This window comes from Streptomyces sp. BBFR102 (genome assembly GCF_051397025.1).
Classification (GTDB): domain Bacteria; phylum Actinomycetota; class Actinomycetes; order Streptomycetales; family Streptomycetaceae; genus Streptomyces.
Map to the genome: position 1 here is coordinate 2,549,468 of NZ_CP195757.1, position 17,436 is coordinate 2,566,903.

Sequence of the window (17,436 nt, forward strand, 5' to 3'; positions counted from 1 at the left end):
CTCGGGCCGGCGGCTTCCGGAGAAGTACGGGTCCGCCCCGCGCCGCCCACGTCAGGGACGCTGCTCGCAGTCGGCCACATGCCCCAGCCCCTCGCCGAACCGCTCGACCCGGCACGTGTCGCCGCCCCTGCCGGCGTCGGTGAAGGAGCCCTTGACCGGGCGGCGGGCAGTGCCCCGCGCGCAGGCCGTACGCGTCGGATCAGGCGCCGCGCCCCAGGCCCCGCCAGCCACTGTCGAGCAGGTCGAAGGCTCGGTCGAGGACGGCGCCGGGGTCCTCGTGCCCACGGGCGGCGTGGGGGGCTTCGAGGGCGAAGTGAGCGAGGGCGGCGCAGGCCGGGTCGCCGGCGGGCAGTCCGCTCTCCTCGGCGACGGCCCGCGCCAGGGCCTCCGCGTGGCGCAGCCACATGGCCTGGTGGTAGTCGCGCAGGGCCGGGGTGCTGTCGACCAGGTCGAGGAAGGACGAAAACCGCGGATCGCCGCCGACCGCCCGGCGGTGGCGCAGGGCGTGCTCACGCAGTGCGGCGGGGATGGACTGCCCGGGGGCCCGCTCGCGTACGGCGGCGATCAGGCCGGCCTCCAGGTCCGCCTCCTCGTCGAAGACCAGGGCCTCCTTCACGGGGAAGTGCTTGAAGAGCGTGGTGGTGGAGACGTCGGCGGCGTCCGCGATCTCCCTGATGCCGACGTCGTCGTAGCCCCGCTCCAGGAACAGGCGCAACGCGGCGTCGGCGATGGCCCGCCGGGTGGCGGCCTTCTTGCGTTCCCGGCGCCCCGGCACCGCGGGGGCGGGGGCGCCAGCGGGCGAGTCGGCGGCGTCGCGGGAGTGAGGCTCGGGCTCAGGCATATCAGCAACCTACCCCCCAGGTTGCCCAACTTCAAAAGTTGAGTCGTTGCACTTATTTATCCGGTGTGCTTTTCTGAGGCAGCGGCCGTACGGCTCTGCTCGGCCCCGCCCCTCCTCGACTCCGCCGATGGCGTGGTCGGCCATGCCCGCGACCGGCCGGTCGCGTGACGAGAAGGACACCCGCCCATGAACCCCACCCCCCGCATCGCCGTCATCGGCGCCGGCCCCGGCGGCCTGACCTGCGCCCGCATCCTCCAGCGGCACGGCATCCCCGTCACGGTCCACGACCGCGACACCGGGCCCGACGCCCGAGACCAGGGCGGCACACTCGATCTCCACGAGGACGACGGCCAGTTCGCCCTCAAGGAAGCCGGTCTGCTGGGAGAGTTCCACCGGCTCTCGCGCCCCGAAGGCCAGGAGATGCGCCAGCTCGACGCGGCCGACGGCACGATCCGCTTCCATGCCGTCCCCGAGGAGCACGACCGGCACCGACCCGAGATCGACCGCGGCCTCCTGCGCGGCCTCCTCCTCAGCTCCCTCCGGCCGGGTACCGTCCGCTGGGGCCACACCCTGCGGTCCGTGTCCGGACCCGAACAGGGCCCCCGCACCCTGCACTTCGCCGACGGCACCACCGCCGAGGCCGACCTCGTCATCGGCGCCGACGGCGCCTGGTCCACAGTCCGCCGCGCCGTCTCGCAGGCCGTCCCGCAGTACACCGGCGTCAGCTTCCTCGAAGCCTGGTTCCACGACGTGGACCGGCGGCACCCGAAGATCGCCGCACTCGTCGGCCAGGGCAGCGCCGCCGCGGCCGACGGCGCCCGCGGCATGTTCGCCCAGCGCAACGGCGGCGACCACATCCGCGTGTACCTCGTCCAGCGCGTCCCCGCCGACTGGCTGACCGAGGCCGGCCTCAGTCCCCAGGACACCGACGGCCTCCGCGCCCTCCTCCTGGACCGCTACCGCGCCTGGTCCCCCCACCTGCGCCGCGTCCTCACCGACAACGACGGCCCGTACGTCGACCGCCCCCTCCACGCCCTCCCCGTCCCCCACACCTGGGCCCCCTCCCCCACCGTCACCCTCCTGGGAGACGCCGCCCACCTCATGCCCCCGCTCGGCGTCGGCGTCAACCTCGCCCTCCTCGACGCCGCCGAACTCGCTCTCGCCGTCACCCGCCACCCCACGCTCGCCGCCGCCGTCCACGCCTACGAGCAGGCGATGTTCCCCCGCTCCCACGCCATGCAGTCCCTTCTCGACGGGGCTGCGGACGGGCTGGTGTCCGACGAGCCGCACGGTGCCGCTGGGAGCGGAGGACGCACAGGCGGGCCGAGTGACTGAGACCGGAGCCTGGGCCGTCGGCTCAGACCTACGTACGTCCCCTCGCCCGGTAGGCGGCGCCCAGGTCGATGCCGGGCCGGATGAGCCGCAGCGCCTTCGCATTGTCCTGTCCACACGCGACGACTGCGCCGACGAGCGCCGACACGGTGTGCCGGGGTACGCCCAGCCAGTCGGCCCACGCCCCCCGGTAGCGGTCGTCCCGTACCAGGGTCTCGCCCACGTCGAACGCGAAGGTATGGATCATCCGCCGACCATACCGACGCATCCCTGACAGCGGCTCACCCACGACCCGGCCCACCCCGGCAGCCCGGCCAGGCCGCATCCGCCCCCGTCCTCTGGCCCGAGCCCCGCACCCCCACCCTGATCGGAGGCCATCGTGCACACCCCCTTGCTCCGCGCCGTAGCTCTCGCCGGAGGCGACGGCCGTCGGCGCGGTGACAGACGGTGACCGCACTCCGGTGCGGACGGCCGCACCGTGTTCCACCACCCGGTCACCCGGTCGCGCTCGTCGCCCCGGCCACCCACTCGGTCGGCTCGGCCATGGTCCAACTCCCCTGTTCAGCGGCAGGCTTCGGCGTCTCAGGCCGCGCTCGGCCCGTACCCTGCGCCTCATGACGACCCACGAACGCGAACTCACCCATGGACCTGTCGACCTGTGCCGTCCCGACGGCACGTTGGCGCCGGAGGCGGTCGGCTGGTCGCGGCGGCCACTGCACCGGGCCAACCTGCGCGGCTGGGGGCGGACCAAGCGCTGGGAGTACTGGTGCGTCACCACCCCCACCCACCTGGTGGCGCTGACCGTCAGCGACCTGGACTTCCTGCGCCTGGACACCGTGTACGTCCTCGAACTCGGCCCGGGCGGGCGGGAGATCGAGCGGACCGCGCTGCGGCCGGGCGGCCCCGGCACCCCGCTGCCCGAGGCCATCGCGGGCGCCCCCGGCCCCTTCGGCGGCCACGACGTCACCGTCGGCCCGGCGCGGCCGGTACGCGACCAGGTCCGCGTCGGCATCCGGCGTGAGGGCGCCGGCACCCGGCTGACCGCCCGCTGCCTGGCCCCCGGCACCGGGGAACAGGTGGAGGTGGACGTGTACGCGGCGCTGCCCGAGGGGCACGAGACCCTGTCGGTGGTGGTGCCCTGGGGCGCGGACCGCTTCCAGTACACCTCGAAGCAGACGGCGCTCCCGGCCCACGGCCACGTCCGCGTCGGGGGGCGGGTGCTGCCGTTCGCGGCCGGCGACTCCTGGGCGGTCCTGGACCACGGGCGCGGGCGCTGGCCGCGGGTGGCGCACTGGAACTGGGGGGCGGGCTCGGGACGTACCGACGGGCGGACGGTGGGGCTCCAGTTCGGCGGACGGTGGACCGCCGGGACCGGCGCCACCGAGAACGCCCTCTGCGTGGACGGCCGGCTCTCCAAACTCGGAGAGGAGCTGACCTGGTCCTACGACCTGGCGGAGCCGCTGGCCCCCTGGCGGGTCCGCACCCCCGGCTCGGACCAGGTCGACCTCACCTTCACCCCGCTCCACGACCGGGTCACCCGGACCGACGCGGGCCCGCTGTCGAACCACACCGACCAGTGCTTCGGCCACTGGAACGGCACCGTCCGCACGGACGCGGGCGAGCGGGTCTCCGTCCAGCGGCTCCTGGGCTGGGCGGAGGACGTACGCATGCGCTGGTGACGGGCGACCCGGGGGCGGGCCCGGCATCGGGTACAGGGGTGGACGCCCGCGACCAGCGTTGTGAACACTCCGTTCAACACGGATAGTTGACAACACGAAATGCGTGTCGCACCCTGACCTCATGGCAGAGAACCCGGATTCCCCGCAGCCCGACCCCGACGCCCCCTTCACCGCCCCCAACGCCGAGCTGGCGCGCTCGCGCCGCGTGCACGCCGCGCTCTTCCGCGTCGCCGAACGGCACGCCGCCACCGACGAGCAGCGGCGCCGCCAGGTGCACCCCTCGGTGATCGGCCCGCACGAGGCCGTCCGCCTCGTCTCCTACCTGCTCAGCGGCACCGCCCTGCCGGAGGGGGACGAGCCGGAGGTGGACCAGGCCGACGTCACCGCCGCCCTCACCCTCGTCCCCAGCGCCCGCGCCGACCTGGACGACCTGGAGACCGGCCTCATCCGCATGGCCCGAGGCCGTGGCATGACCTGGCAGGAGATCGCCTTCGGCCTCGGCCTCGGCACCCCGCAGGCGGCCCGGCAGCGGTACGAGCGGCTGATGGGGCGGGCGGCCGGAGAGGAGGAGTAGGCCCCTCACCCGTTCTTCACCCAGATCGACCAGTTCAGCGCCCCCGCGAACGCCACCCAGCACAGGTAGGGCAGGAGCAGGGTGGCGGCGCGGCGGTCGACGCGGAGGAAGAGCAGGACCGTCGCGAGGACGGCCGCCGTCAGCAGGGCGATGTCGGCGAAGGCGAGGCCGTACCGGCCGGCGTTGAAGAAGAGGGGCGTCCAGGCGAGGTTGAGGGCGAGCTGGAGCGACCAGGCCGTCATGGCGCGGCGGCGGCCGGGGCGGCTGGTGCGGGCGACGAGCCAGCCGGCGACGGCGACGGTGGCGTAGAGCACCGTCCAGACCGGGCCGAAGAGCCAGGAGGGCGGGGCCCAGGCCGGGCGGTCGAGAGCGGCGTAGACCTGGTCGGCGTCGCTGGAGACGAGGCCGCCGACGGCCGCCACGGCGTAGCAGAGGATCAGGAACCCCAGCAGGAGCGGCCAGCCGCCCGCGCGGTCGGCCGGCGGGGGGCGGCGGGAGCTGGCTGCCACAGGGGCCTCCTGTCTGCGGGAGCGTCACGGCGCGCGGTCTGCGCCCGGCCGGGCTGTCAGTCGGTGGCGCGCTCGGCGGCCGACCTCCCGTCGGCGGCCCCGGAGGTACGCGGCGAGCCGCCGGAGGCCTCCAGGTGGGCGCGGACGAACCACTGGAACCGCTCCAGGCCGCAAAGCTGCTCGCCGAGCAGCTCCGCGGTGGCCGGGTCGATTTCTCCTGCTCGCGCGACGGCCTCGCGGACGTCCTCGACGACGCCGGTGTAGACGCCGTCCAGGGCGCCGAGGTGGGCGAGGGCCTCGCCGCGGCCGATGCTGCGGTCCTCCCCGGTGCGGGCGGAGACCAGCGCGCCGGGCGTGCCCTTGGCGACGCCGCCGAGCGCCGCGATCCGCTCGGCCACGTCGTCGGCCATCTCGCGGACCCGGTCGACCTGCGGTTCGAGCAACTCGTGGACGGCGACGAAGTGCGGACCGACCACGTTCCAGTGGATGTGTTTCAGCGTCAGGTGGAGGTCGTTGAGCGCGTAGAGCCTGAGGCGCAGCAGGTCGATGAGTCTGCGGCCCTGCTCGGCCGTCAGGCCGGGGGCGGTGGAGCGGGGGGTGGTGTCGGTCGCCATCGGGTGTCGTCCGTCCGTCTGAGGGATGGGAAGAGGCGCCACCGGGCCCTCGGGGGCGGCCGGCGGAGGTGAGCTGGTGGTCTCTCTCTGTTCCCCGTGCGCCCCCGGCCCACCGCACGCCCACTCGACGGAGTGACAGCGAAGACACGGCGTTGACGCCATGCGGGGGAGGCGCCGGAGTGCCGGGCGGGGCGGGGCGACCGTCCTCGCCCGGGACGGGGCGGGGCGGGGCGGGGCGGAAGGGACCTTGCCACCGAGCCCGTGCGTTCCGGCCCCGGGGCGGCCATGCTGGTCCCCGACCACCCAGCTCCGGAGCCCGCCTTGACCCCGTCCCCCGCCTCCAGCGCCTCCCCCGCCGTCGGCCGCGCCCTCGACATCCTGTCGCACCTCGCCGGGCGTACCGGTCCGGTGCGGGCGGCCACGCTGGCACGGGAGTTGGGGATGCCCCGGTCGTCGGCGTATCACATTCTCGCGGTGCTGGCGGAGCGCGGGTTCGTGACCTATCTGCCCGGGGAGCGGGCGTACGGCCTCGGGGCGGCGGCGTTCGAGATCGGGTCGGCCTCTCTGCGGCACGAGCCGCTGGAGCGGCTGGCCCGGCCGGTGGTGCGGCGGCTGGCGGGGCGGCTCGGGCAGACCGTGCACCTCGGGGTGGTCTACGGCGCCGAGACGGTCTACCTGCTCAAGGAGCGCCCGCCGCGCGCCTCCGCCGCCGGCACCGCGCTCGTCACCGACATCGGCGTCCGCCTGCCCGCCCACCTGACCGCGAGCGGCCGGGCGGTCCTCGCCCACCTCCCCGAGGCGCAGGTCCGCGCCCTCTACCCGCGCCCCGGCGACCTCATCACCCGGACCGGCCGGGGCCCGCGCTCGCTCGCCGAACTCCTCGACCTGCTCGCCGCCGACCGGGCCCGCGGCTGGTCGGAGGAGACCGAACTCGTCTCGGAGGGGCTGCGCTCGCTGGGCACGGCCGTCTTCGACCACCACGGCCACCCGGTCGCCGCCCTCTCCACCACCTGGCGCCGCCATTACGCGCCGCACGACCCCGAGCGGGTACGGGAGGAACTGGGCCGGGCGGCGGCGCGGCTGACCTCGGCGGTGTCGGGGCGGGCGCCCGGGGCGGGGTGAGGGGCGGGCCCTGTTCTAGGGCTTGCGGGCGACGGCCCCGTACATGGCGATGTCGCGGCCCTCGACGCCCTCCTGCTCGGGGCCGGGGCGCCAGGTGTGGACCTGGGTGACGCCCGGGTCGAGCAGCTCCATGCCGTCGAAGAAGGAGGTGGCGGTGGCCAGGTCGCGCAGGGCCATGGGCATGCTCTGCTGCTGGTACTCCTCGGCGACCCGGCCCACCTCCTCGGGGGCGAAGTCGGCGGTGCCGATGGTCATGGCCAGGTAGCTGCCGGAGGGCAGCGGCTCAAGGAGCCGGGCGACCAGGCGGCGGTCCTCCGGGGGCAGGATGAAGTGCATGACGCCGATGATCATCAGGCCGACCGGCTCGTCCAGGTCGATGAGGTCGCGGAACTCGGGGCTGTCGAGGACGGCGTCCGGGTCGTGCATGTCGGCGTCCACGTACGCCGTGGCGCCCTCGGGCGAGCTGCGGAGCAGGGCGCGGGCGTGGGCCAGCACGATGGGGTCGTTGTCGACGTAGACCACGTGCGACTCGGGGGCGACCTCTTGCACCACCTCGTGGAGGTTGGGCGAGGTCGGCAGGCCGGTGCCGATGTCGAGGAACTGGCGGACGCCGTGCTCCTCGGCGAGGTACCGGCCCGCGCGGTGCATGAACCGGCGGTTCTCCCGCATGTGGACGGGGAGCGCGGGCCAGTGCCGGCGCATCGCCTCGCCGGCTTCGGCGTCGACCGGGTAGTGGTCCTTGCCGCCGAGGATGTAGTCGTAGACGCGGGCGGAGTGGGCTCGGGAGGTCACCAGTCCGCTCGGGCGCGGGTCCGAGGTGTTCATGTGGCGTCCCTTTCGGTCGAACACGTGCGTGGGGTCATCTTCCCCTGCCTCTCCCCGGAGCGTGGCAGCATGTACGCGCCGGTTGGCCGGAGTTCACCGTTCCTCCTGTACCTGGAGGGCGATGACGGCGATGTCGTCGAGGCGGCTCCGCACCGGCGGCAGCAGCCTCTTGACCAGTTCCGCCAAGGGGGGTCCGCTCCCGGGTGGCCCGGAGCCACTCGCGTCGCAGCCCGTCCCGGTCCTCGGGATGGACGGCGTCGTTCCACGAGCCGTCCTCGCCGGGGTGCCACAGCTTCTCCTGCACCTCACCGCAGACCAGTGCGGTGGCGACCCCGTCGGCGGAGGGCGTCCAGACGGGCTGCGGCACGGCACCGAGAAGCGCCTCGTACCGCCTCAGGAGGCGGTCGCTGGCGGTCACCGCTGCCTCCTTCGCCCTGCGGCACCGCCGACCGGGCCGCGGCAGAGTTCCTCCCGGCGGCACGCAGGAGGAAGCCGCTCCTCCGCGACGCCGGAGTCACCCGCCCCGGCCCATCTGGGCATGCGCGGGGCCGGCGCCTCAGCCGGGGCTCCCCGCCCCGACCAGCAGGACCCGGCGCCCCCGCGTGTGCCCGGCCTGGCTGTCGGCGTGGGCCCGGGCGGCCTCGGCGAGCGCATACGCCCGGGTCACCGGAATGTGCAGCTCACCCCGGCGGAGCATGGCCGCGGTCGTGTCGAGCGCGGCCCACACGTCGCCCGCCGCCCCGGAGAACCGCACCCCCTGCTCCGGCGCCGTCAGGTCCGCGATGGAGACGACCCGGCCCGCCTCCCCGGTCAGCCCGACCAACTCCCGGACCACTCCGGCCCCGGCCACGTCCAGGGCCGCGTCCACGGGGCCGAGTCGCCGCACCCGCCCGGCCCACCCCGGGCCGTACGTCGTGGCGTCGGCGCCCAGGCTCCGCAGGTACTCCTGGTTGGCGGGCCCGGCGGTGCCGGTCACGGCGATGCCCCGGGCGCGGGCGACCTGGAGCACCGCCGACCCGACCCCGCCCGCGGCACCGCTCACCAGCAGCCGCTGCCCGGGGCGGACCCCGACCTCGCCGAGGACGCGCAGGGCGGTCTCCATGACCGAGGGGTAGCCGGCCGCCTCGGCGAAGGAGAGCCCCTCGGGCATCAGGGCCCAGGCCGACAGCACGGCGAACTCCGCGTAGGTCTCTTCGCCTTCGCCGAACACCCGGTCCCCGGGCCGTACCCCTTCGACGCCCTCGCCCACCTCGTCCACGACACCTGCGGCGTCCAGTCCGAGCCCGGCGGGCAGCGGGGCGGGCGGGTGCGCGCCCAACTTCTGGCCCTCGCGGATGCGCCAGTCGACCGGGTTCACCCCGGCCGCCCGCACGGCGATCCGTATCCGGCCGGGGCCCGCGTGGGGCTCCTCGGCCTCGGTCAGGCGCAGCACCTCGGGGCCGCCGTACGCGGCGAAGCTCACTTTTCTCATGCCGGGGAACGTAACACTAACGGATAGCTTTATGGAGCCGCTACGTTTTCATGGCTGATAGCGTACGGTCCATGCCCGAGCCGACCGGACGCCGCGAACGCAAGAAGGCCGCGACCCGCCAGAAGATCGCCGACGCCGCCCGGCGGCTCTTCCTGGAGCGCGGCTACGAGGAGGTGGGCATCCGCGAGGTGGCCGCCGAGGCGGACGTCGCCGTCACCACGCTCTTCTCGCACTTCCCGGCCAAGGAGGCCCTGGTCTTCGCGGAGGACGCCGGCTTCGCGCGCCGCCTCACCGGGGCCGTCACCGGGATGTCCCCGGACACCCCGCTCGTCCCCGCCCTGCGCTGCGAGGTCGAGGCGCTGGTCCGGCACTGCTCCTCGGACGAGGCCGCCCCCGTGTACCACCTGATCGACACCACCCCCGCCCTGCGCCAGTACGAGGCGGCCATGCGGCAGCGCCACGCCGACGCGCTGGCCACCGCCCTCACCGAGGCCCGGGCCGGGAGCGCGACCGCCTGCCGCGCCCTGGCCGCCTTCACCGTCGACGCCTACGCACTGGCCCGCGACGCGGGCGAGCCCGGGGCCGCGCTGGACGAGCTCTTCGCGATGATCGGGGCGGCCTGGGCGGCGGCGGGAGCGGGCCGGCCGTAGCCGCCGGGGGCACCCGTCTCGTATCCGAGATTTCGCGGCGCGCCCTCTGGTCCGGTCCGCCGCCGCGCCCTGTCATGGGGAGGCCCGGTCCGCCCGGCCCACCCCAGGAGGCAGCAGTGAGCACCGTTCCCCCGTACTCCCCCGTCCGCGCCGCCCGCGGCACCACGCTCAGCTGCCTGGGCTGGGAGCAGGAGGGCGCGCTCAGGATGCTGATGAACAACCTCGACCCGGAGGTGGCCGAGCACCCCGAGGAACTGGTGGTCTACGGCGGTACCGGCAAGGCGGCCCGGAGCTGGGAGGCGTACCACGCGATCGTGCGCACCCTGCGCACGCTGAAGGACGACGAGACGCTGCTCGTGCAGTCCGGCAAGCCCGTCGGGGTGCTGCGCACCAGCCCGTGGGCGCCGCGTGTGCTCATCGCCAACTCGCACCTGGTCGGCGACTGGGCCAACTGGGAGGAGTTCCGCAGCCTGGAGCAGCGCGGGCTGATCATGTACGGCCAGATGACGGCCGGTTCGTGGATCTACATCGGCAGCCAGGGCATCCTCCAGGGCACCTTCGAGACCTTCGGCGCCGTCGCCCGCAAGCGGTTCGGCGGGACGCTCGCCGGAACCCTCACCCTCACCGCCGGGCTCGGCGGCATGGGCGGCGCCCAGCCGCTCGCCGTCACCATGAACGACGGCGCCGCCCTCTGCGTCGAGGCCGACCCCACCCGCATCGCCCGCCGCCTGGAACGCCGCTACCTGGACGTGGTCGCCGACGACCTGGACCACGCCCTGCGCCTGGCCACCGAGGCCCGCGACGCCCGCCGCCCGCTCTCGGTCGGCCTGGCCGGGAACGCCGCCGAGGTCTTCCCCGAACTGCTGCGCCGGGGCGCCCCCGTCGACGTCGTCACCGACCAGACCTCGGCCCACGACCCGCTCGCCTACCTGCCCGAGGGCGTCACGGTCGAGGAGTGGCGCGCGCTGGCCGCCGCCGAACCGGCCGCCTTCACCGAGCGGGCCCGCGCCTCCATGGCGCGGCACGTGGCGGCGATGGTCGGCTTCCAGGACGCGGGCGCCGAGGTCTTCGACTACGGCAACTCGATCCGCGACGAGGCCCGCAAGGGCGGCTACGACCGGGCGTTCGCCTTCCCCGGCTTCGTCCCCGCCTACATCCGGCCGCTCTTCGAGGAGGGGCGCGGCCCGTTCCGCTGGGCGGCGCTCTCCGGCGACCCGAAGGACATCGAGGCGACCGACCGCGCGCTCGTCGAGCTCTTCCCCGACAACACCCACCTGCACCGCTGGCTGAAGCTGGCCGGCGAACGCGTCACCTACGAGGGCCTGCCCGCCCGCATCTGCTGGCTCGGCTACGGCGAACGCCACCGCGCGGGACTGCGCTTCAACGAGATGGTCGCCTCCGGCGAACTCTCCGCCCCGATCGTGCTGGGCCGCGACCACCTCGACTCCGGTTCGGTCGCCTCGCCGTACCGCGAGACCGAGTCCATGCTCGACGGCTCCGACGCCATCGCCGACTGGCCCCTGCTCAACGCCCTGGTCAACACCGCCTCCGGCGCCACCTGGGTCTCCCTGCACCACGGCGGCGGCGTCGGCATGGGCCGCTCGATCCACGCCGGGCAGGTCTGCGTCGCCGACGGCACCGAACTGGCCGCCGCCAAGCTGGAGCGGGTCCTCACCAACGACCCCGCCATGGGCGTCCTGCGCCACACCGACGCGGGCTACCCGCACGCGAGCGAGGTGGCGCGGGAGCGCGGGGTACGGGTGCCGATGAACGAGGAGTGACCCACCTCGCCGGCGGGCAGAGTGGACGCGTCGAAGGAGAGGGGGCGGAGCCGGTGCGGGAGCCCGAGGCCGTACGCGCGGTGGCCGCGGCCACGTCGCTCGCCGCTTCGCTCGGCCTGCCCGCCGACGAGGCGGCGGTGCTGCACGACTCGAACAAGCTGACCCTGCGGCTGCTGCCCGCCGACACCGTGGCGCGGGTGGCTCCCGTGGCCGACCAGGTCGCCGCGTTCGAGGTGGGCCTCGCGCGGCGGCTCGCCGCGGCCGGCTGCCCGGTGGGCGCGCCGGACCCCCGGGTGGAGCCGCGCGCCCACGAGCGGGACGGCTTCGTCATCACCCTGTGGACCTTCTACGCGCCGGTGGCGCCGTACGAGGTCCGGCCGGCCGGGTTCGCCCGCGCGCTGGCCCGGCTGCACGCCGGGATGCGCCACGTGGACGCCCCCGCACCCCGGTTCACCGAGCGGGTCGAGCGGGCGCGGCGCTTCCTGGCCGACCACGGCCGCACCCCCGGCCTCACCCCCGCGGACCGGGCCCTGCTCCAGGAGACGCTGGGCGGCACGGCGGAGTGGATCGCCGCACGCGGCGCCCCCGAACAGCTGCTGCACGGCGAACCGCACCCGGGCAACGTGCTCGCCACCGAGGCCGGACCGCTCTTCATCGACTGGGAGACCTGCTGCCGGGGCCCGGTCGAGTTCGACCTCGCCCACGCCCCCGAGGGGGTTGGGGCCCATTACCCGGGCGTGGACGCGGAGTTGCTGCGCCGTTGCCGACTCCTCGTGCTGGCGATCGTGACGGTGTGGCGCTGGGACCGCGAGGACCTCTTCCCGGACGGCCACCGGCTGGGCCTGGAACAGCTCGGCCGGATCAGGGCGGCGGCCACGGAGAATTGACCCGGCTCTTCGTCAGTCGCGTAAACGGACACCTGATGACTGGCGGCCCCTCCACCCGGGCGGGCCGCCGCCGGGTACGGGCAGCGCAGCGCGCGGGCACCGCGGGGCACGAGCACCGCGGCCGGGCCCTTCGCCACGCCCCGCCTTCCCGCGGGCCCGAACTCGTCGGCCGGGATGGGAGGGAGCCGGCCTCCAGCCCGTCCAGGGCCGCCCCTTCACCCGCGCCCCCGGACCACCCCCGCGAACCGCGCCGCCACCTCACCCCACACCCCCACCGCCCCCGCCTCGTCCGCCAGCGCGGCCCGGTGCAGGGCCTCCCGCTCGTAGCCGTACCGTCGCAGCCGCTCCTCGTTCCAGCGCAGGAGGCCGGACGCCTCCGCCTCGGGGTGGAACTGGACGCCCCAGGCCCGCTCGCCCACCCGGAACGCCTGGTACGGGCAGTTCCCGCTCTCGGCCAGCCAGTGAGCGCCGTCGGGCAGGCGGGTGACGGCGTCCACGTGGTTCTGGATCGCGGTGGGCGAAGGCGGAAGTCCGGCGAAGAGCGGGTCCCCGGCGGCCTCGGGGCGCAGCCGCAGCCGGGTCGAGCCGAATTCGGGCGTCCCGTGCTCGCCGCGCACCTCGCCGCCCGCGACCTGGGCCAGGAGCTGCCCGCCGAGGCAGATCCCGAAGTACGGCACACCGCCGTCCAGGGCCTGCCGGGCCAGCGCGCGGGTGGCGGGGAGCCAGGGCGCGCGCTCGTCCTCGTCGGGGAGGTAGCCCCCGCCGAGGACGACGAGGGCGGCGTGCTCCAGCCGCCGGGGCACGGGCTCCCCGTCGTACGCCCGCACGAGGACCGGGGTGACCCCGGCCGCCGTCAGCCAGGGCTCCCACCGGCCGGGCCCGCCGCGCGGGAAGTTCTGGATGACCAGTGCCGTCGCCGTCGTCGTCACGCCCGCGTACCCCTTCGCCGCTGCCCGGCCGCCCAGTACACAGCGGCGCGGCCGGAGGAGTCCACCCCCGGCCGCGTGCGCCCCGGTACCCGCCACCGTCACAGGGCGGGCCGGTTCAGGGCGGTCCGCTCAGGCGGCGGGCCGGTCGGCGCTTTCCTGGACGGCCGCCTGTTCGGGGCTGCCGACGAAGACGTGCTGCCGGCTGTGGCTCAGGTAGGCGAAGATCCACGACACCAGGGCGCGCGCCTTCTGGCTGGCGCCGGAGAGCAACGTCAGGTGGACGGCGAGCCAGACCAGGAAGGCGGCGGGCCCGCGCACCAGCCGCCGGGAGCGCCCGAGTTCGGCGACGGCCGAGCCGCGCCCGATCATCGCCATGTAGCCGCGGTCCTTGTACCCGAACGGCTCGGTCGGCCGTCCGGCCCGCTGGGCGAGGATGTTGCGGGCCGCCCAGGCTCCGGACTGCTTGGCGACGGAGCCGAGCTGGGGCAGCCGCTCGTCCCGGTCGTCGGTGATGTTGGCGGCGTCGCCGAGGACGTACACCCCTTCGTAGCCCGGCACGGTGAGGTCCTTGGCGACGTCGATGCGCCCGCCGCGCCCCTGCGGCATCCCCGAGTCGCGGAGCAGCGGCCCGGCCTTCAGGCCGCCGGCCCAGATGACCAGGTCGGTGTCGAGGGAGGCGCCGTCGGCGAAGCTGATCCCGTCCTCGCGGACCTCGGTGACGGCGGAGCCGAGCTTGAGCCGCACCCCGCGCTCGACCAGGCGACTGGCCGCGTACGCCTGGGACTTCTCGCTGAAGCCGCCGAGGGTCCGGTCGACCATGTCCACCAGGGCGACCGAGCACCGCTTGGCGAGACCGCCCGCGAAGAGCTTGGGGACGACGTAGTTGATGGCGTCGGCGATGGCCCCGGCGGTCTCCACCCCGGTGGGGCCGGCCCCGACCACGGCCACGCTCATCGACTTCTGCTCGGTGTCCTTGTCGGCCTGGTCCAGCAGGGCCACCAGCTCGGAGCCGAGCCGGGTGGCGTCGGTGGCGGAGTACAGGGGGTAGGCGTTCTCGCGGGCGCCCGGGGTGTCGAAGAAGTTGGCCTCGGCACCGCAGGCGACGATCAGCGCGTCGTCGGCCTCGTACACGGTCCCGTCGGTGACGGTGACGGCGCGGCGGCGTGGGTCGACGGCGGTCACCCTGGCGGTGAGCACCCGGACCGACGGCTGGTTGCGGAAGATCGACCGCAGCGGCCGGGCCAGCTCGGACACCCCGATCTGGGCGGTGGCCAACTGGTACAGCAAGGGCTGGAACTGGTGGTACCCGTGCACATCCACCAGGAGGGTCCGCACCCCCGCACGGCCGAGCTTCTTGGCGGCTTCGATTCCCGCGAAGCCGCCTCCCACGACGATGACCTCGTACGTCTCTGCCATACCTCAACGCTATGCCCGCTCCCCCGGGGGTGCATTCCGGGCGGCTTCGGAGGGTGACTCCACCCTCCACGCCATCGGGGACCGGGCACCAGCCCCCACGGAGCGGTCCCCGCCGGGCCGTGCCTGACGCCAGTGCCACTCCATGAGCTCCGCACGCTATCGAACAATCGTGCGAGATCCGCGCGGGCGGCGGGGCCGGCCCCTAGCACTCACCGGCCGCTCACCACGGCCTGTCCACCGTGCCGCCGCTCGCCCGTCCAGCGGGGAACTCCCCCCTGAGCGTTAGGCGTTCGAGAACCATGGAAACCAAGATGCGCAAGGGCTATCAGGGGACCGGACCGGGCGCGATCACGCCTGACGGGTGCGCCGTCGAGCTGTACACCCGGCTGCCGGTCGGCGCGGAGCCGGACATCATCGCAGCAGCAGTGCCCGCCGGGGCGCGCATCCTGGAACTGGGGTGCGGCGTGGGGCGGATGACGCATCCGCTGCTGGAGCGCGGGTTCACGGTGACGGCGGTGGACGAGTCGGCTGAGATGACCGACCACATCCGAGGGGCGCGCGCGGTGTGCAGCCCCATCGAGCGGCTGGACCTCGGCGAGACCTTCGACGTCGTCCTCCTCGCCTCGTTCCTGGTGCACGCGGGCGACGCCGAGGTGCGGCGCGGCCTGCTCCGCACCTGCCTGCGCCACCTCGCACCCGGCGGGATGGTCCTCATCCAGCGGGAGGGCGAGGACTACCACACCGACGTCCCCCGCGAGCGGGTCGACCCGGCGGGCTTCACCGTCCGCATCACCGCCGACGAGCCGATCGGCGACGGCGTCCACCAGGTCCGCTGCGAGTACGTCTTCCCCGACGCCGAGTGGACCCAGACCTTCCTCTCCCGCCCGATGACCCGCCGGCAGTTCGAGGACGCCCTCGCCGAGGTCGGCCTCGAAGTCGACGCCTACCTGACGGAGGACCGGATCTGGGTACGGGCGCTACCGGCGAAGCCGGAGTAGACCTCGCCCCCTTCGTCACGGAAACTCCTCCTCCCGCAGGGGCGTTGACACACGGCGTGCACCCTCCGCTACTCTGCGTCGGCCCGTCCGGGGCGGAGTAGCGAAGGAGGAGCACATGCCGGACCTGACGGTCGATTTCCGTCTGCTCAGCCAGTCCAACAGGCAACTGCGCGCGTTACGCGACGAATTCGAGGGCCTGGGCGAGTGGAAGGAGGACATCCGCGCCGATGTCGGTGCCGCCGATCTCCAGAAGGCGATGGGCGAGTTCATCGACAACTGGGACGACAACCGGAAACGACTCCTCGAATCCCTCACCGAGGTCGGCAAGATGGTCAAGGGCACCCGGGACGCCTTCAAGAACCTGGATGACGAACTGGCCAAGGCGGGGAGGGGCGGGAAGTGATGCCCGCGCCGACCAGCACGGGAGGTTCCCGTGGCTAGGCCCCGCGACTGGACCCCGCTCCGCGAGGGCGACCCCGTCCCCGGTGATCCGGACGGCGTGCGCCGCCAGGTCAAGCACATGAAGAAGATCGCCGAGTACCTGCGCACCCAGGCGGCCTCCCTCGCCGCCATGGCGGACGCCGACAACCTCAAGGGCAAGTACGCCGACGAACTGGCCGACAACGCCCGCGGCCTCGGCCGCAAACTCGACCTCGCCGAAGACCGCTACCGCGAGGTCAAAGGCCACCTCGGCGGCTGGGCCGAGGACCTCGAAGAGTTCCAGAAGCGTGCCGACCGCGCCCTCCGCGACGCCAGGGAAGCCCAACGCGCCATCGACGCCCACACGTCACGCGCCGACGCCCCGCCCCGCCCCTCCACCGGCAAGTCGGCCGAGAAGCCCGCCGACCCCCCGAAGGAGGACCCCCGCCTCACGCAGGCCGAGGAGGACCTCCAAGACGCCCACACCCGCCTGGAATCGGCCGAATCCGACTACCAGGAACGCGCCGCCCACTACGCCCGCAAGATCCGCTCCTCCATCGACGACGACATGAAGGACAGCTGGTGGAACGACATCAAGGGCTGGGTCGCGGACGCGGAGTGGTTGAGCAAGTTCGCGGAGATCGCCAGCTGGGCGTGCACCGCCTTGAGCTTCGTTGCCCTCGCCCTTCCGTTCGTCGGCGGGATCGTCATCGCCCTCACGGGCGCGATCATGCTGATCAACATCCTCCAGGCCGCCACAGGGAACGGTTCTTGGCTCAACGTGGTCATGGATCTGGGCGCCCTCAAACTGGCCAGGGTGGGCACCAAGGCGGCAAAGGCCATCGCCGGCCTACAGAAGAACTCCCGGAACACGGCTGCCGGCTTGGCCAAGGGAAGGGCTTCCAGCGCGGCTTCGGAAGCGAACAAGGGCGCCCGGCAAGCCGCCGCACGGGGAGAGCGCAAACGCGGCGGAACCTCAGGAAACCAGCGCAAGAAAAATCGCGCTCGCCGACTCCGAATGGAAGAGGAAAACCGCAGAGCAGGGAAGAACGCGGCGAATGAGGTGAAGGAAGCAGAGCTGCCCGAGATCACGCGGAAAGAAGAGCTTCGCGCACTCGGAGACAAGACGTTGGGAAGTCAGCTCAAAGACATCGAGAGGCTGCGGAACACGCATCCCGGGAACGCCCAAATCGAAGAAAACGCCCGCAAGGCGGAGCGTTACGCACTACTGAACCAGGGAGCCTGGCTCGGCAGCGCAGGGCTGGACCTTTCAGACAAGGCGCTAGAGAACGCTACAGACGCCTACCCAGGCGTCAAGGAAACGGCGACGTCCCCCATTCCTGGAACGTCCCAGTGGTAATCCCGAGAATGGAGAGGTGGCCCGTGAG

The 17,436-nt window shown here is 73.9% G+C and carries 17 protein-coding genes and 2 pseudogenes; 10 read left to right on the forward strand and 9 right to left on the reverse strand.

Features of this window, described 5'->3' with window-relative positions:
* Positions 1 to 199: 199 nt before the first annotated feature.
* Positions 200 to 841: a TetR/AcrR family transcriptional regulator gene (locus tag ACSLIC_RS11305; RefSeq protein WP_436737548.1), complete on the reverse strand. Its 642-nt coding sequence runs from the start codon at positions 839 to 841 to the stop codon at positions 200 to 202.
* 186 nt (positions 842 to 1,027) lie between these two features.
* Here ACSLIC_RS11305 and ACSLIC_RS11310 point away from each other — a divergent pair, with 186 nt between their 5' ends.
* Positions 1,028 to 2,176, forward strand: a complete 1,149-nt coding sequence (locus ACSLIC_RS11310; RefSeq protein WP_436737549.1) for an FAD-dependent oxidoreductase — start codon at positions 1,028 to 1,030, stop codon at positions 2,174 to 2,176.
* A 40-nt stretch (positions 2,177 to 2,216) separates the two neighbouring features.
* Here the strand turns inward: ACSLIC_RS11310 and ACSLIC_RS11315 are convergent.
* Positions 2,217 to 2,420 (reverse strand): annotated as a pseudogene (locus ACSLIC_RS11315) (HAD family hydrolase); the annotation flags it as partial.
* Between the two features lie 367 nt (positions 2,421 to 2,787).
* Here ACSLIC_RS11315 and ACSLIC_RS11320 point away from each other — a divergent pair.
* On the forward strand, positions 2,788 to 3,852 hold the full coding sequence (locus ACSLIC_RS11320) for a DUF2804 domain-containing protein (protein ID WP_436737550.1): 1,065 nt from the start codon (positions 2,788 to 2,790) through the stop codon (positions 3,850 to 3,852).
* Between the two features lie 121 nt (positions 3,853 to 3,973).
* Complete coding sequence (locus tag ACSLIC_RS11325; protein WP_436737551.1) at positions 3,974 to 4,426, forward strand: DNA-binding protein; 453 nt, start codon at positions 3,974 to 3,976, stop codon at positions 4,424 to 4,426.
* A gap of 5 nt (positions 4,427 to 4,431) precedes the next feature.
* On the opposite strand, the gene ACSLIC_RS11330 is transcribed toward ACSLIC_RS11325, so the two are convergent.
* Together ACSLIC_RS11330 and ACSLIC_RS11335 are read right to left on the reverse strand one after the other, a co-directional pair.
* Positions 4,432 to 4,935: a TspO/MBR family protein gene (locus ACSLIC_RS11330; RefSeq protein ID WP_436737552.1), complete on the reverse strand. Its 504-nt coding sequence runs from the start codon at positions 4,933 to 4,935 to the stop codon at positions 4,432 to 4,434.
* A 56-nt stretch (positions 4,936 to 4,991) separates the two neighbouring features.
* A complete protein-coding gene (locus ACSLIC_RS11335) occupies positions 4,992 to 5,549 on the reverse strand; it encodes a Dps family protein (protein WP_436737553.1) in 558 nt (185 codons plus the stop codon).
* Positions 5,550 to 5,870: 321 nt separating this feature from the next.
* Between ACSLIC_RS11335 and ACSLIC_RS11340 the strand changes: the two genes are divergently transcribed.
* Entirely contained in the window at positions 5,871 to 6,671 is an 801-nt protein-coding gene (locus tag ACSLIC_RS11340; protein WP_436737554.1) for an IclR family transcriptional regulator, read from the forward strand.
* Between the two features lie 15 nt (positions 6,672 to 6,686).
* Here ACSLIC_RS11340 and ACSLIC_RS11345 read toward each other — a convergent pair whose 3' ends face one another.
* The 3 genes and pseudogenes from ACSLIC_RS11345 to ACSLIC_RS11355 all read right to left on the reverse strand — a co-directional run bounded on the left by ACSLIC_RS11345 (position 6,687) and on the right by ACSLIC_RS11355 (position 8,967).
* Positions 6,687 to 7,496, reverse strand: coding sequence for an SAM-dependent methyltransferase (locus tag ACSLIC_RS11345; protein WP_436737555.1), 810 nt, complete (start codon positions 7,494 to 7,496; stop codon positions 6,687 to 6,689).
* A gap of 127 nt (positions 7,497 to 7,623) precedes the next feature.
* A pseudogene (locus tag ACSLIC_RS11350) lies at positions 7,624 to 7,914 on the reverse strand (diguanylate cyclase); the annotation flags it as partial.
* Positions 7,915 to 8,052: 138 nt separating this feature from the next.
* Positions 8,053 to 8,967, reverse strand: a complete 915-nt coding sequence (locus ACSLIC_RS11355) for an NADP-dependent oxidoreductase (RefSeq protein WP_436737556.1) — start codon at positions 8,965 to 8,967, stop codon at positions 8,053 to 8,055.
* Between the two features lie 71 nt (positions 8,968 to 9,038).
* Here ACSLIC_RS11355 and ACSLIC_RS11360 point away from each other — a divergent pair, with 71 nt between their 5' ends.
* The 3 genes from ACSLIC_RS11360 (at position 9,039) to ACSLIC_RS11370 (ending at position 12,285) form a co-directional block, all read left to right on the forward strand.
* Positions 9,039 to 9,617: a TetR/AcrR family transcriptional regulator gene (locus ACSLIC_RS11360; RefSeq protein WP_436737557.1), complete on the forward strand. Its 579-nt coding sequence runs from the start codon at positions 9,039 to 9,041 to the stop codon at positions 9,615 to 9,617.
* Positions 9,618 to 9,733: 116 nt separating this feature from the next.
* A complete protein-coding gene (hutU, locus tag ACSLIC_RS11365) occupies positions 9,734 to 11,398 on the forward strand; it encodes a urocanate hydratase (protein ID WP_436737558.1) in 1,665 nt (554 codons plus the stop codon).
* Between the two features lie 53 nt (positions 11,399 to 11,451).
* Positions 11,452 to 12,285 carry a phosphotransferase enzyme family protein gene (locus ACSLIC_RS11370; protein WP_436740346.1) on the forward strand — a complete coding sequence of 278 codons (834 nt, stop codon included), beginning with the start codon at positions 11,452 to 11,454 and terminating at the stop codon, positions 12,283 to 12,285.
* A 215-nt stretch (positions 12,286 to 12,500) separates the two neighbouring features.
* Here ACSLIC_RS11370 and ACSLIC_RS11375 read toward each other — a convergent pair whose 3' ends face one another.
* Positions 12,501 to 13,214, reverse strand: a complete 714-nt coding sequence (locus ACSLIC_RS11375) for a type 1 glutamine amidotransferase (RefSeq protein WP_436737559.1) — start codon at positions 13,212 to 13,214, stop codon at positions 12,501 to 12,503.
* Positions 13,215 to 13,343: 129 nt separating this feature from the next.
* Positions 13,344 to 14,630, reverse strand: coding sequence for an NAD(P)/FAD-dependent oxidoreductase (locus tag ACSLIC_RS11380; protein ID WP_436737560.1), 1,287 nt, complete (start codon positions 14,628 to 14,630; stop codon positions 13,344 to 13,346).
* Between the two features lie 311 nt (positions 14,631 to 14,941).
* On the opposite strand from ACSLIC_RS11380, the gene ACSLIC_RS11385 reads away from it, so the two are divergent.
* The 3 genes from ACSLIC_RS11385 to ACSLIC_RS11395 all read left to right on the forward strand — a co-directional run bounded on the left by ACSLIC_RS11385 (position 14,942) and on the right by ACSLIC_RS11395 (position 17,408).
* A complete protein-coding gene (locus tag ACSLIC_RS11385) occupies positions 14,942 to 15,628 on the forward strand; it encodes a class I SAM-dependent methyltransferase (protein WP_436740347.1) in 687 nt (228 codons plus the stop codon).
* 115 nt (positions 15,629 to 15,743) lie between these two features.
* Positions 15,744 to 16,031: a hypothetical protein gene (locus tag ACSLIC_RS11390; RefSeq protein ID WP_436737561.1), complete on the forward strand. Its 288-nt coding sequence runs from the start codon at positions 15,744 to 15,746 to the stop codon at positions 16,029 to 16,031.
* Positions 16,032 to 16,148: 117 nt separating this feature from the next.
* Positions 16,149 to 17,408: a hypothetical protein gene (locus ACSLIC_RS11395; protein WP_436737562.1), complete on the forward strand. Its 1,260-nt coding sequence runs from the start codon at positions 16,149 to 16,151 to the stop codon at positions 17,406 to 17,408.
* Positions 17,409 to 17,436: the final 28 nt, after the last annotated feature.

Bases quoted from the DNA above. Each gene is read 5' to 3' on its own strand.
- ACSLIC_RS11305 (WP_436737548.1), bottom strand. From the start codon at position 841: ATGCCTGAGCCCGAGCCTCACTCCCGCGACGCCGCCGACTCGCCCGCT.
- ACSLIC_RS11310 (WP_436737549.1), top strand. From the start codon at position 1,028: ATGAACCCCACCCCCCGCATCGCCGTCATCGGCGCCGGCCCCGGCGGC.
- ACSLIC_RS11320 (WP_436737550.1), top strand. From the start codon at position 2,788: ATGACGACCCACGAACGCGAACTCACCCATGGACCTGTCGACCTGTGC.
- ACSLIC_RS11325 (WP_436737551.1), top strand. From the start codon at position 3,974: ATGGCAGAGAACCCGGATTCCCCGCAGCCCGACCCCGACGCCCCCTTC.
- ACSLIC_RS11335 (WP_436737553.1), bottom strand. From the start codon at position 5,549: ATGGCGACCGACACCACCCCCCGCTCCACCGCCCCCGGCCTGACGGCC.
- ACSLIC_RS11345 (WP_436737555.1), bottom strand. From the start codon at position 7,496: ATGAACACCTCGGACCCGCGCCCGAGCGGACTGGTGACCTCCCGAGCC.
- ACSLIC_RS11355 (WP_436737556.1), bottom strand. From the start codon at position 8,967: ATGAGAAAAGTGAGCTTCGCCGCGTACGGCGGCCCCGAGGTGCTGCGC.
- ACSLIC_RS11360 (WP_436737557.1), top strand. From the start codon at position 9,039: ATGCCCGAGCCGACCGGACGCCGCGAACGCAAGAAGGCCGCGACCCGC.
- ACSLIC_RS11380 (WP_436737560.1), bottom strand. From the start codon at position 14,630: ATGGCAGAGACGTACGAGGTCATCGTCGTGGGAGGCGGCTTCGCGGGA.
- ACSLIC_RS11385 (WP_436740347.1), top strand. From the start codon at position 14,942: ATGCGCAAGGGCTATCAGGGGACCGGACCGGGCGCGATCACGCCTGAC.
- ACSLIC_RS11390 (WP_436737561.1), top strand. From the start codon at position 15,744: ATGCCGGACCTGACGGTCGATTTCCGTCTGCTCAGCCAGTCCAACAGG.
- ACSLIC_RS11395 (WP_436737562.1), top strand. From the start codon at position 16,149: ATGAAGAAGATCGCCGAGTACCTGCGCACCCAGGCGGCCTCCCTCGCC.